Source organism: Pseudomonas sp. KH_046_2 (genome assembly GCF_057838985.1).
In genome coordinates, this window is the sequence record NZ_CM174480.1 from 3,377,105 (window position 1) to 3,390,497 (window position 13,393).

Consider the following 13,393-nt stretch of genomic DNA (forward strand, 5'->3'; position numbering starts at 1 on the left):
CGGGTTTCGATCTAGAGCATTTTCTCCAGGCCGATCTTGTCGCTGAGCCAGGCCTTGAAGCTGCGCCATGTGCCGCCGGGTTCCTTGCGCAAGGTCTGCTGGCGACCGTCGTCCTCGGTGAGCCAGACGATTTCGCCGTTTTCCAGTCGGGCCTGGTAACTCATGGCCGGCGCCATGCCCTCAAGCGCCAACTGACGCACTTGACCGGCCAGTTCGGGACTATCGACCAGCACTCCGGCTTCAGTGTTCCAGAACACTGAACGCGGGTCGAAATTGAATGAGCCGATGAACACTTTCTGCTTGTCCAGGATCATGGCCTTGGTGTGCAGGCTGGAGTCCGAGCCACCACTGAAACCAAACGAAGAGCTGCGGCCGGGATCGTCCGGCTGGCGCCGCAGCTCATAGAGTTTCACGCCATGTTCGAGCAGAGTCTTGCGATACGGTGCATAGCCGCCATGCACCGCCGGCACATCGGTGGCTTCCAGTGAGTTGGTCAGCAGACGCACATCGACGCCGGCATCGGCACGCCCCAGGAGATAGTCCATGCCCGGCTTTTGCGGGACGAAATAGGCCGAGATCATGATCAGCTCGTTATTGACGCCATCGAGTTCAGGCCGCAACTGCGTGGCCATCAGTAACGCGCGGGCCGGTTCGCCGTCGGCCAGGACCTTGCTCGGAGCGTCCCACATTGCCTTGTTATGAGCCCAGATCAGCTGATTGCGCCAGGTCTCGAACTGCGGTTGAGTCTGGTAGGTCATGAGATGGTTGTACAACACCTTGCTCTCGATACGTGAGGTCTGGAGCGATTGCTCCAGGCGTTGACGGCTCTGAAGCAAGTCTTCGGCGGTTGGCTTGTTGAACACGAAATCACTGATCGGCTGACTCAGGGCGCTGTTCCAGTACTGATCGAAGCTGTGTCCCAATTGCTCGGCGACCGGGCCGATGCACAGCAGGTCCATGTCGGTGAAATTGAGATCGGGCTTGGCGTCGAAATATTCATCCCCCAGGTTGCGTCCGCCGACGATGGCTGCGCTGTTGTCGGCCAGCCACAGTTTGTTGTGCATGCGTCGGTGTTGCTGGGAAAGATCAAGCAGACGGCCCATGGTTCGGGTGACCACTGTGCTGCGCCCCAGATGCAATGGGTTGAACACACGGATATGGATGTTCGGGTGTACGGCCAGGGTAGCGATGACTTCTTCCTGGCCGTCGCTGGCCGTGTCATCGAGCAAGATGCGTATCCGTACGCCGCGGTCGGCAGCCAACAGCATTTCGAGCACCAGTGCCCGGGTGCTGAGACCGTTATGCACGATGTAGTACTGCAGATCGACGGATTTTTGCGCATTGCGGATCAACTCGGCGCGCGCCCGGAATGCTTCACTGCTGTTGGGCAGCAAGCGAAAACCCGAGCGCCCCTCGTGCGCGGCGGCCTGAGCCTGGATCGAGCGCCCGAAAGCCGAATCGCCGGCGGGTATCGCCTCGCTGAGTTCGTGGGGCAAGCGCGTGGTGGCGCAGCCAACGAGCAGCAGCGCGAACAGCATGGCGCAGAGGAACCGGGACAGGGGCAAGGGCTGGTTCTCAACCTCGACGGGTGTAGTTTTGCACTCGGCATCCAGCCAGTACTGGCTGCCGAGAACATGCAGCCCTCGATAATCCGCACGACTTATTCCAGTAAAGCCCGTTTCATGCAGCGTGTCGAAATTTTACGGCGACTGGGCCCAGAGTATGAAACCGCCCCGGTACCTCGTCGCGCTACTGATCCGGCGGCAGATTCGCTACTATGTTTACCCGCCTTTCCTGTCTGCGGATCTCTTCATTCTGGAGCCCGAATGCCTAGTCAAAAGGACATCGCCGCCGAAAGCGGCGCACCGATGATCCCTGAACAGCGCCGTGAGTTGATGCTGCGACAGTTGCGCAAGCATCAGGTGCTGAGCGTTCATCAATTGATGGAAATGTTCGACTGTTCGCACATGACCATACGCCGCGACATTGCGTTGCTGGAGCAGGAAGGTCGCGCTTACTCGGTAACGGGTGGAGTGCGGATCGCCAGCCAGTTGCACAGCGAACCCAGCCATCAGATCAAGGCGGTGGTCGAGTTGCCGCAGAAGCAGGCCATGGCCAGGCTCGCTGCCCGGCTACTGCATGCCGACATGACGATTTACCTGGATGCGGGAACCAGCACGCTGGAAATCGTCCCCTATATCAAGGCGCTGTCCGGCATGACTGTGGTGACTAATGACTTCGGTATTGTCCAGGCACTGATCGAAGCCCCCCATGTCACGGTGATCCATACCGGCGGGCAACTGGATCACTCCAATCAATCGTGCGTGGGCGGTCTGGCGGTTGCGACCTTGCGTCAGGTCGTCACCGATATCGCCTTCATATCGACCAGTTCATGGGATTTGCGTCGCGGCCTCACCACGCCTTCGGCGCTGAAGGTGGAGGTCAAGCAAGCCGCGATGCAATCGGCTTCGCAAGTGGTGCTGGTGGCCAGCAGTTCGAAATACGGCACCTTCAGCATGTACAGGATTGCCGGACTCGAGCAGTTCGACATCATTCTCAGTGACGACGCATTGACCTCTGCGGCGGCCGATGGCATCCGCAAGCAGGGTGTCGAACTGTTGCTGCCGGCTGACAATACGCCGGCGTGAAACGACGGGCTCCTGCATCCAGCGGAGCCCGTCGCCGCCCTCCTCTATAGCGCCTGGCGTGCTTTCCAGTCGCGCAACCACTGCAAGCCGGCAGAGGTATTGCCTCGTGGCCGATATTCACACCCAACCCAGCCGTCATAACCCAATTGGTCGATCAGCTCGAACAGATAGGGGTAATTGACTTCCCCCAGGTCCGGTTCATGCCGATCCGGCACGCCGGCGATCTGGATATGGCCGATTCCGTCGAAGTCCCGACGCAGTTTAGTCGCCAGGTCACCCTCGACGATTTGGCAGTGGTAGCAGTCGAACTGAACCTTCAGGTTACTGGCGCCCACTTCCTTGCAGATAGCCTGGGCCTGATCCTGGCGGTTGAGGAAAAAGCCTGGCATGTCCCGCGTATTGATCGGTTCGAGCAATACGGTAACGCCTGCCTTGGCCGCCTGGGCGGCGGCGTAGGCGAGATTCTCCAGGTACACGCCGTGATGCCGAGGGCGATCGCTTTCCGATGGCAACAGCCCGGCCATGACATGGATGCGTGAATTGCCCAATACGCTGGCGTATTCCAGGGCACGATCAAACCCGCTACGAAATTCACTCTCCCGACCGGGCAACGACACCGTGCCCCGCTCCCCCGCAGCCCAATCACCGGGCGGCGCGTTGAACAGTGCCTGCACCAGGCCGTTGTCGCTCAAGCGTTGCTTGAGTTCTTCAGCGCTGTAGTCGTAGGGAAACAGATACTCCACCGCTTCGAAACCGTCAGAGGCAGCGACGGCGAAGCGATCCAGAAACTCATGTTCCGGGTAGAGCATGCTGAGGTTGGCTGCAAAACGAGGCATGGTAGCTCCTGAGATAAAGGGTTAGACAAGGGGCCAGATCAGCAGGGTAATACAGAAACCCAAGGTGCCGAGCAAGGTGGTCATCACCGTCCATGTGCGCAGACCGTCGGCCACGTTCAGGCCTGACAGCTTGGTGAAGATCCAGTAACCGGCGTCATTGATATGGGACATGGCCAACCCGCCACCGCCCATGGCCAGGCACAGCAGCGCCATGTGGTTCGGGGTGAGATCGAGGGTCGCAATCAGCGGGCTGATGATGCCGGCAGTGGTCACCAGCGCCACCGTGGTCGAGCCTTGCACCGCGCGCAACAGCATGGTCAGCAGAAAGCCCAGGGCCAGCACCGGCAGACCCGTGGTGCGCAGCATGTCGGAGACCACGGCGCCGATTCCGGTATCCACCAGCACCTTGCCGAATACGCCACCGGCGCCGGCAATCAGGATCACCATGGCGACACCGGGCAAGGCCGAACCGATCACGTCTGATACCTGAGTTCGGCTCCAGCCCCGACGCGAACCCAGCAGCCAGGCACACAGCAAGGTGTCGATCAGCAGCGCCACCAGCGGCGCACCGAGCACGGTCATGATGCCGCGCAGAGTCGATTCGGCAGGCAGCAACGAGGTAGACAGCGTCCCCAACAGAATCAGAATGATCGGAAGCAGGATCAGGCTGACGATCAGGCCAAAACCTGGTGCCGGTGCCGGCGGCAATTTGGAAACGATGCTGCTGGTCGACTCTTCCAGGCCCATGTGTGATACGGCTTCAGCCGCTCGCTCAGCGCTGATGTCGTGGCCATTGGACCAGGCCGCCAGATCCTCGTTGGTGACATGCGGGCCATAGACCTCGGCACGAATGTCGTCGGTCATCGGGTACGCCCGACGGGTCATGCGCCCGGCCACGCGGTAGCCGACATAGCAAAGGAACGCGGTGATCGGCAACCCGAACATCAGCACGCGGCCCAGGTCCGCGCCCAATTGACTGGCAGCGGCGACTGCACCCGGGTGTGGCGGCAGAAAGGCGTGCACAGTCAACAACGCAGCACACATCGGCAACGCAAACACCAACAGCGGCTTGCGCGCACGCCGGGCAATGCCATAGGCCAGCGGCATGAGGATGATCACGCCGACCTCGAAGAACACCGGCACCCCGACCATGAAGCCGGCAATCGTCAACGCCAGGGGCGTGCGCCGGTTGCCGAAGCGGGTGATCAGCGTCTTGGCCAGCGCCTCGGCACCGCCGGAAAGCTCGATGATCCGCCCGATCATCGCGCCCAGGGCAATGATGATTGCGATATGACCCAGGGTCTTGCCCATGCCGCCTTCAATGGTGGCGACCAGATCGGCCGGTTTCACCCCGGCCACCAGCGCCACCAGAATGCTCACCAGCATCAAGGCCACGAAAGGCTGAAACTTGTACTTGAGCACCAGGAACAACAACAACGCGATGCCTGCCCCAGCGGTAATCATCAGGATTAACGGGCTCATTTCACAAACCCTCCACGCCGGGCAAATGAAAGGGTACTGCCACTGGATCTGAACATGCCGCAATGAAGGTGAGTCATGCTTGGATTTCCTGTTGTTATTGTTTTTTCAGGCAAGCCGGGGCCGTCGAGAGTCCCTGTGCGTCTCCCGGGCAGAGCCTGCGTTATCGATCTGTCGTGTTAAGGCAGCGCTTTACCAGTGCGCACCAAAGGTTGCTCGCAGTTCGTCCAGCGCCAACTGATCGAGCGGTTCAGGCTTGGGATTGCTCATCAGCCAGAGCCGCGCGGTTTCCTCGAGCTCTTCCAGGGCGTAGCTGGCCCTGGAGACCGAACTCTCCCAGACCACCGGGCCCAGCCGTTCGAGCATCACGCCGCGAACGCTGTTGGCCAGCAGCGCGACCTGTTCGGCAACCTTCGGTGAACCGGGTCGCTGGTAGGCAATCAACGGGATATGCCCGACTTTCATGACCTGATACGGCGTCAGCGGCGGCAGAATGTCGTCCGCCTGCCAGACACCGGCCAACGTCAACGCCACCAGATGGGTGGAGTGGGTATGCACCACGCCACCAACATTCGGGTTGCGGTCGTAGACCTGGCGATGCAACGCCAGGGTCTTTGAAGGCTTGTCGCCGGACACCCACTCACCCGCCAGGTTTACCTTGGCGATGGTTGCCGGATCGAGACGCCCGAGGCAGACATCCGTCGGTGTGATCAACCAGCCGTCGTCCAGTCGCGCGCTGATGTTACCGGCGCTGCCAACGGTGTAACCGCGTTGGTACAGGCTGCGGCCAACCTCACAGATTTCTTCGCGCAGGGCGTTCTCGTTGCTCATTGCGCAGCTCATTGTGCACCCCCGGCCTGGGCGAGTTGGTTCAAGGCTTTACTGAAGAAATCCCGGCCACCGAAGTTGCCCGATTTGAGTGCCAACGCCAAAGGTTCCTCGGTACTGCTGACGGTCGCCGGTACACCCGGATCAATCTGCGCGCCGATCTGCAACAGCTGTACACCCAGCGCCTGGACCACAGCACCCGAGGTTTCTCCGCCGGCGATCACGAAGCGGCGCACGCCACTCTGGAGCAAGCCTTGGGCGATTTCGCCGAAGGCGTTTTCCACCAGGCTACCGGCCTGCTCGACGCCCAGTTGCTGTTGCACCAACTTGACCTCTTGCGGTGAGCTGGTGGCGTAGATCAATACGGTTTGCCCGTTATCACGGGCGAAGGCCAAGGCTTGCGCCACCACCGGTTTTCCCTGCGCCAGGGCCAACGGATCGATCCGCAAAGCCGGACGGCCGGCTTCGAGCCAGGCCGCCACTTGCCCATTGGTGGCGATCGAAGCGCTGCCGGCCAACACCACTTCCCCGCCGGACACCGCCGGGAGTTTCGAGGCGTCAAGGTCGCGCAACTTGCCGGCGCGACGGAAGTTTTCCGGCAGGCCCAGGGCCAACCCCGAACCACCCGTCAACAGCGGCAGATCGGCGCAGGCCGTACCGAGTGTGTACAGATCGCTGTCCGACAACGCATCAGCGATGGCCATGCCGACACCTTGAGCCCTCAGCTCGGCGATTCGCGCCTGCACCTGCTCAGCGCCACGGGCAATCGTGTCGTAGCGCAACAGACCGACATTCAGACGGGTCTGCGATTGCAGCACGCGAACCAGGTTGGCATCGGTCATCGGCGTCAACGGGTGGTTCTGCATGCCCGACTCGCTGAGCAGTTCATCCTGCACAAACAGGTGACCGCGAAAGATCGTCCGGCCATTTTCCGGGAATGCCGGGCACGCAAGGGTAAAGTCGCTACCCAGTGCGGCCAGCAACGCTTCGCTGACCTGGCCGATATTGCCGGCCGCGGTGGAGTCGAACGTCGAGCAATATTTGAAAAAAATCTGCTCGCAGCCTTGCTCGCGCAGCCAGGCCAGCGCGGCAAGGGACTGCTCGACTGCTTCGGCGACCGGCGTGGTACGCGACTTCAGGGCAATGACGATCGCATCGGCATCAAGCCCGGCCGCGACTTCCGCGCTTGGAATGCCAATGCTTTGCACGGTGCGCATACCGCCGCGTACCAGCATGTTGGCAAGGTCCGTGGCGCCGGTGAAATCGTCGGCGATGCAGCCCAGCAGCGGGCGTGCGGTGGAGGTAGTCATGGGGTGTTCCTCAAACAGGCTCAGGCTTGGCGGTTGGCAATTCGATGCCCGGGAAAATCTTGATCACCGCCGAGTCGTCCTCACGGCCGAAGCCGGCACTGGATGCCTGCATGAACATCTGGTGAGCGGTGGCCGACAGCGGCAACGGGAATTTGCTGGCCCGGGCGGTATCCAGAACCAGGCCCAGGTCCTTGACGAAAATATCCACGGCGGACAACGGCGTGTAGTCCGCCTTGAGAATGTGCGGCACGCGGTTTTCGAACATCCAGGAATTACCGGCGCTGTGGGTGATCACCTCATACAGCGCATCGGCATCGACCCCTTCACGCAGACCCAGCGCCATGGCTTCGGCAGAAGCGGCAATATGCACCCCGGCGAGAAGCTGGTTGATGATCTTGACCTTCGAACCCAGGCCATGGACGTCACCCAGGCGATACACCTTGCCGGCCATGCCAGTGAGGATCAACTCAGCCTTGGCATAGGCGTCGGCCGGGCCCGAGGTCATCATGGTCATTTCACCAGCGGCAGCCTTGGCCGCGCCACCGGAAATCGGTGCATCCAGATACAGCAACCCCAGCGCGGCCAGGCGCTGGCCCAGGTCCACCGCGTAAGTCGGAGCGACTGTGGCGCAGCCGATCACCAGGCTGCCCGGCCGCAGAGCGGCCACGGCACCACCCTCACCAAACAATACGGTCTCGGTCTGCTCGGCGTTGACCACCACAGTGATGATCACGTCACACTCAGCGGCCATGTGCGACGGTGACAGGCAAGCCACACCGCCCTCTCCGGCGAACTGTTCTGTTACGACAGCGCGCACATCACAGGCATGCACATTAAAACCGCTGCGCAACAACGAGCGGGCAATGCCCAGCCCCATCGCACCCAGACCGACTACACCGACATTCTTGTTATTCATGGGGTACTCCAGTGGAAAGCAGCGACTGTCGCCTGCGAGACACAGACGTTGGCCGCGTTGTGAATAGGGCTAGACAGAATCAGCACCGTGCAGACCAACCAGCTGAGGGACGCTGTGATTCATGACGTGAGTCGGGATCTCATTGAGCATCAAGGCCATCCTGTTTTTGTCGTGTTATCAGGTTGTCATACCGGCTGGTGCAGATCATCTACCAGTGATCTGATTATGTGAAGTATTTTTTATTAATAACATTTTTTAACATCGCTCTCGCCGCGAAGGAACGAGATGCGTGGGCCGCTAAGAGTGGCTCGTCCAGAGTGATGTGAGAGTGGCTCGAAAGACTGGGTACAGGATTAGATCGACGCACCTGGTGGTCATGGACCGGGCAGCCGGTGACTGGCTGGCAATGCATTGCGCAGTGAATGGTGAGCCTTCAAGAACGAGCGTTCGCACGTTACCAAAGCCAGCACCATCATCTTCCGCTCCAGGCAGACCGACTGCGTAGCGTGTCCGATGAAAGCCAAATGCTGCCCGAACACATCGTTGCGCAAGATTGCTCGCAGCGTCCATGAAGCCGCTCGTGATGTGGCTCGGCGCATTGCAGCAACGCCGGAGTACGTGCGCTCTCGCCACGAACGCAAGAAGGTCGAAATGTTGTTTGCCCACCTCAAGCGCATCCTGAAACTGGATCGCCTGCGACTACGTGGCATGAGTGGTGCGACCGATGAGTTCACGCTGGCGGCCGCGGTGCAAGCCCCAGTCACGGTGACATCGGACGTGCACATTGTCTCTTCGCGTAACGGAGCTTGAACAAAACAAGCAATCGAGTCTATGGCAGTATCTGGCCCATTGCACTCTGGAGCCCCCTGCGACAAGTCTGCTTGATTTGTTCGGCAGACTTGGCATTGGATAATGGGAATCTGCTTCAAGTGTTTCGATCAGCAGCAAAGGTGCTACTTCATCAGATCGAATTGGATCCATTTAGAGCTGACTTAGTAGAAAATCAACTAGCTCAGCCGACTAACTAACTAAGCATCAAGCAGAATAGCCACCATACTCAATCATTGAGTTGCGCGAGCACAAACGCTCGCCGGAGAGCAACTCGACCATAACTCCAGGATCTGGGCATCCACTTGGGGTGAGGAATTTGTTCAGCTGGATAAAGGCGCAGGCAATCGGGGCATTGAGACGGCAGATACTATTGCATCTCCTTTACAGTAGCGCAGCCGACAAGAAGTAACGCAATTCCTTCGAGGCAAAGTGTACCAACTACGTTACAACTTACTCTGTTTAATATAGATGCAGTTGAACAACGGCGCCAGTGCTAGAGAGTCATATTGCGTAGCTGCATAAACGATCAACGGCAGTTTCCCGGTTTTCAATGCCCGCTCGATTCAAGCGTGACAATCGGACGATTGGGCAAGATTCGACTTTGGATGTCGATTGCATGGTGCAGGTAAGTGAACTTCGGCTGACAAGCGGGCGACAGTTGGCCAGTACGCGTAAACCCGGCTCGAAAGGGTCCAGGCCAAGAGTTCCCGCCACCCACAAGTAAACTGTACTCAGCAAAGGAAGACACTCATGCACACCATTCGCAACACGTTGGTGGTAGTGGATTCACAGCAGTCCAGGGATCTGATCTTGAACAGAGCCAAAATGATTGCCGGCGCTACCCGGTCGCACCTGCATTTGCTGGCCTGCGACAAGGGAAACCACCATGGCTCTTACCTGAACGACATTCAAGGCGAACTGACACAGGAAGGTTATAGCGTCAGTACCCAGCAGGCCTGGAACGGAAGTTCACACAAAACCATCATCGCCGCCCAACAGGCGGTGGGATGCGGCTTGGTAATCAAGCAGCACCTACCCCACACATCACTGATGAAAGGCCTTCTCACCCCCGAGGACTGGAAGCTGTTGCGATACTGCCCCAGCCCGGTACTGATAGTAAAAACCGCAAGACCCTGGACCGGTGGCACCATTCTCGCGGCCATTGATGCCGGTAACAGTGATGTGGAACACCGCGTCCTGCATTCCGGCATCGTTAGCCACGGGTACGACATCGCCGCAATGGCCGGCGGCACTCTACACATGATGAGCGCCCACCCCTACCCCCTGCTCTCGGCAGCCAACCCCGTACTCCAACTCAAGGAAAGCATTCAGGCTCTATATCGCGAACTGTGCAAGACGTTCCAGGCAGAATTCAACATCAGCGACGATCGCCTGCATATCGAGGAAGGCTCAGCCGAGGTGCTGATCCCGTACATCGCGCACAAGCTCGAAGCCGCACTCACGGTAATCGGTAGCGTGGCCCGTACCGGGCTGTCCGGCGCATTGATCGGCAACACTGCCGAGATGATTCTGGACACACTGGACAGTGACGTACTGGTGCTCAAGCCGAACGACATCATCGCCCACCTTGAAGAACTGGCTGCCCCGCCACCGAGCCCATCGGCCGATACCGCGACATCTTCCTGGCCGTATAACCACCACAACCATCGACCACATACTTAGGAGCAAGTAACTGCTCCGGACAACATCCTCGCCCCAAGCAGGGTGCCAGGGCGTTACTGGTTGATCCACCCCCTCACAGGAGTCCCATCCCATGCCCTCAGTCCAGTCCAACCAACAGTTGTGCCGCGACCTGAAAGCTGCTTCGCATGCCATAGCACAGGCTGCCCATGACTTGTTCGCAGCAGCAAAGCAGTACAACGAGGCCGAGATGAAGGAAGCGACGCTGAAGATCGAAAAGCTGCGCCGGCTGGCAGCCCGGCTGATTGCGCATGCGGACGAGGTGAAGGCAGGAAAGATTGTGCGCATTACAGAGATGGGTAGCTGGCCTGGCGGTGATATTTAGGTGGAGATCATGGGGCTCACCAAACCGAACCAACACCTGCGCCGAGACCTGAAGCAGGCGGCCGCCCTGCTCAAATAGTCGGGCGTGGATCTGATGCAGGTAGTTGTGAGGCTTTCGGAATCTGGCCTTGAGGCTGACGCCCAGGAACGGCTAAAGATCGCGCAAGTATTTCAGGAGGCTGAGGACAAGCTGGCAACCGATGAGACCGCCAACTCGTTAGCTAACCTGGCGCCCCTAAATGGGCATGATCCGTATGTGTATCAGTAAGACGTTCTCACCCACCTTCCGACTCAGCGGGCAAGGACTATTGAGGACTTGTTGCCGCATCGCTCGGGAGCAAGATGCAAACCAGAATGATTTCGGCAACAGTTACACCAACTCATTCCACTCGCGTACCATCACCAAATCTCGTTGGATATCCTTGCCGCATTGAAAACTCGTTTCTCCCACTGTTTGAAACCCATTACGTTGGTAGAAGCCTATGGCCCTGGCATTCTGATCATTCACCGTGAGTCGGATGCGATTGGAAACAATAGCAAGCGTTGCGGTTAGTAAGCACTGCGCAGCGCCAGTGCCATGATGCTCCGAAGCGACATAGCATCGTTTCAACTCAGGAATGCCGTCTGCCAGTGCGATCCCTAATCGATCTGGTGTGTAGTCGATCAAGCTGAAACCCACGACATCTCCGGCTTTCTCCAGCACCAGTACCTCTTGACTTGAGGAGGTCAACGCGGTCTGAAAGACCAATGGAGTTAGATTTTCACTGATGTAAAGCTCTAGTTCTTCCGTTGGAGTGTCTGCTGGGCACGCCATCGAAAAGGTATCCTTCGCGATTCTGCTGATGACGTCAGAGTCATCAATTATCGCTGAACGTACACGCATTCATCGCTCCTTGGGTTGGTAGAGGGTCGCGCGCCCCCTCGGGGACGCGATTGTGCAACTCAAGTGTTACGAAATGAAATCAGGAAAGGCAAGCTTCCATGAATGGATATGTTTTGCCAAGAGCAGCCAAATAATTATCAGGAATACATTGATACAGAAAGGTCTGATAGACGGAACATGACGGCTGCCGCTAACCAGCAAATGATTTAAGCGGAAAAAAGCAGATTCCATAGGCCGCTTTGGGTGAACGCACAACAACCGAGTGCTAACGGCTCTGCAGCCCCAAAACATCCTGATGCGGGAGCAGGAAATAAAAAGCCCCGGCGTTATGCCGAGGCTGGGTGCGATACTTCTTTGTGGCTTCGAGGCTATTAATCACCTGGCTTGGGGCTGGCGCCAGGATTCTTCTCTTCCTCTTCCAACTTCTTTTCGTGCAAAAACTGCCTCGTTTGCTGCGCCCAATAAAGCGCACCAACAAGGATGCTCGCCTCCTCCCAATTTGAAAAAACTCCTACAATCTTCTCCCCTTCATAAACCACCCAAAGCAACTTCGGAGGATTTTCTGGAATCGTTACGCCATCAATCCATTTGCTCTTCAGGCTTTGAATTTGAATGACGTTACGCTGCTTTACTTCAATTAAGCTCATTTAAGCTACTCCACGGCGGCAGTCGCTAGCGTAAAGGCTGAAAAAAATCTGGGCAAGAAAAAGCGCAGTTCAATGGCCAGGCTTCTGAAGTCGCGTCTCATAACGCGCAAGATCGACATAACGGGGTTAATTCACGGCCAATTGGCCACTATGGTCAAGCAGCGTCTACGAAGATTTGTTCCTGATCGAATATCTCGGTCTCATGGATCACTGCGACCTCTTCAAACTGCTCCAGGCGCTTTCCGTCAAGAAGACTGCCTCCCCGCACCGGGCGGCCTTGAGTACAGGCGTCATTTCCTCATCCACACGTGGGATTTGCGGCGTCGCGTCCTTGCGTCCACATCCCGTTTCCGCCTCCAGGTAGTCCGAATTTCCTGCCCCGATTGGGAGTATCGGGCCATGCCCAATCACCCGGCCGTTCTTCATAGTGATGGCATATAGCAATGCAAGGTCAACGGTCAGACCTCGATGACCGGAACTCCACTGGAGAACACCATGGCTATCACCTTGAGCGGCAGCATCACCACTGATGAATCAGGCGGTTTACAGAACCTCACTGCCACATCCCGCATCTTCGGCGACAGCGACGATAATGACATTGCCGTTGCCGCAATCAACAACTCCGAAGATGCCAACGACCTCCCGTTGGCGTTCGAGTCCCGATTGTTCACGCTGTTGGGCGTCGTTACTCCAATGCAGACAGCGCTGAGTGGCTATACCGGCGACGCTGGCAACACCGGTACCGACCTGATCACCATCACCGGCGGCTACCTCGATCTCGCCTTCACCGATGCCAAGGGCAGAGCGCTCGGCGACCCGACCAATCTCAATGCCGGTACGGACTGGAGCGGTCTCTATACCCTCGATGGCAGGAGAATCTTCCTGTACACGGACTTCCACCAACAACATCGTCCTGGGCCACATAGGCGCTGAAGGGACCACTGACGCGCCCGAGGACGACGTGGCAGATCCGAACGGCACCATCGTTTT

12 protein-coding genes and 2 pseudogenes are annotated in these 13,393 nt (G+C 58.3%); 6 read left to right on the top strand and 8 right to left on the bottom strand.

The window, feature by feature from the left end:
• Window positions 1-11: 11 nt before the first annotated feature.
• Window positions 12-1,538, bottom strand: a complete 1,527-nt coding sequence (locus AC3IX1_RS15230; RefSeq protein ID WP_489388751.1) for a phospholipase D family protein — start codon at window positions 1,536-1,538, stop codon at window positions 12-14.
• Between the two features lie 288 nt (window positions 1,539-1,826).
• Here AC3IX1_RS15230 and AC3IX1_RS15235 point away from each other — a divergent pair, with 288 nt between their 5' ends.
• Window positions 1,827-2,648, top strand: a complete 822-nt coding sequence (locus tag AC3IX1_RS15235) for a DeoR/GlpR family DNA-binding transcription regulator (protein WP_489384782.1) — start codon at window positions 1,827-1,829, stop codon at window positions 2,646-2,648.
• A gap of 44 nt (window positions 2,649-2,692) precedes the next feature.
• Here AC3IX1_RS15235 and otnI read toward each other — a convergent pair whose 3' ends face one another.
• The 5 genes from otnI to ltnD form a co-directional block, all read right to left on the bottom strand.
• Window positions 2,693-3,484: a 2-oxo-tetronate isomerase gene (gene otnI, locus AC3IX1_RS15240; protein ID WP_489384783.1), complete on the bottom strand. Its 792-nt coding sequence runs from the start codon at window positions 3,482-3,484 to the stop codon at window positions 2,693-2,695.
• A 21-nt stretch (window positions 3,485-3,505) separates the two neighbouring features.
• A complete protein-coding gene (locus AC3IX1_RS15245; RefSeq protein ID WP_489384784.1) occupies window positions 3,506-4,966 on the bottom strand; it encodes a GntT/GntP/DsdX family permease in 1,461 nt (486 codons plus the stop codon).
• Between the two features lie 189 nt (window positions 4,967-5,155).
• Window positions 5,156-5,794 carry a 3-oxo-tetronate 4-phosphate decarboxylase gene (otnC, locus tag AC3IX1_RS15250; protein WP_489384785.1) on the bottom strand — a complete coding sequence of 213 codons (639 nt, stop codon included), beginning with the start codon at window positions 5,792-5,794 and terminating at the stop codon, window positions 5,156-5,158.
• A gap of 8 nt (window positions 5,795-5,802) precedes the next feature.
• On the bottom strand, window positions 5,803-7,101 hold the full coding sequence (otnK, locus tag AC3IX1_RS15255; protein ID WP_489384786.1) for a 3-oxo-tetronate kinase: 1,299 nt from the start codon (window positions 7,099-7,101) through the stop codon (window positions 5,803-5,805).
• 10 nt (window positions 7,102-7,111) lie between these two features.
• A complete protein-coding gene (gene ltnD / locus AC3IX1_RS15260) occupies window positions 7,112-8,017 on the bottom strand; it encodes an L-threonate dehydrogenase (protein ID WP_489384787.1) in 906 nt (301 codons plus the stop codon).
• Window positions 8,018-8,416: 399 nt separating this feature from the next.
• Here ltnD and AC3IX1_RS15265 point away from each other — a divergent pair.
• The 4 genes and pseudogenes from AC3IX1_RS15265 to AC3IX1_RS15280 all read left to right on the top strand — a co-directional run.
• A pseudogene (locus tag AC3IX1_RS15265) lies at window positions 8,417-8,827 on the top strand (transposase); the annotation flags it as partial.
• Window positions 8,828-9,598: 771 nt separating this feature from the next.
• The gene (locus tag AC3IX1_RS15270) at window positions 9,599-10,531 is read left to right on the top strand and encodes a universal stress protein (protein ID WP_489384788.1); all 933 of its coding nucleotides are present in this window, start codon (window positions 9,599-9,601) and stop codon (window positions 10,529-10,531) included.
• Between the two features lie 91 nt (window positions 10,532-10,622).
• Window positions 10,623-10,874 (top strand): hypothetical protein, encoded by a 252-nt coding sequence (locus tag AC3IX1_RS15275; protein ID WP_489384789.1) that lies wholly within the window; start codon window positions 10,623-10,625, stop codon window positions 10,872-10,874.
• A 213-nt stretch (window positions 10,875-11,087) separates the two neighbouring features.
• Window positions 11,088-11,231 (top strand): annotated as a pseudogene (locus AC3IX1_RS15280) (transposase domain-containing protein); the annotation flags it as partial.
• Window positions 11,232-11,243: 12 nt separating this feature from the next.
• Here the strand turns inward: AC3IX1_RS15280 and AC3IX1_RS15285 are convergent.
• Together AC3IX1_RS15285 and AC3IX1_RS15290 are read right to left on the bottom strand one after the other, a co-directional pair.
• Window positions 11,244-11,756 (bottom strand): GNAT family N-acetyltransferase, encoded by a 513-nt coding sequence (locus AC3IX1_RS15285; RefSeq protein ID WP_489384790.1) that lies wholly within the window; start codon window positions 11,754-11,756, stop codon window positions 11,244-11,246.
• Window positions 11,757-12,127: 371 nt separating this feature from the next.
• Window positions 12,128-12,403 carry a hypothetical protein gene (locus AC3IX1_RS15290; protein ID WP_489384791.1) on the bottom strand — a complete coding sequence of 92 codons (276 nt, stop codon included), beginning with the start codon at window positions 12,401-12,403 and terminating at the stop codon, window positions 12,128-12,130.
• 495 nt (window positions 12,404-12,898) lie between these two features.
• Between AC3IX1_RS15290 and AC3IX1_RS15295 the strand changes: the two genes are divergently transcribed.
• A complete protein-coding gene (locus AC3IX1_RS15295; protein ID WP_489384792.1) occupies window positions 12,899-13,336 on the top strand; it encodes a hypothetical protein in 438 nt (145 codons plus the stop codon).
• The last annotated feature ends 57 nt before the right edge of the window (window positions 13,337-13,393 follow it).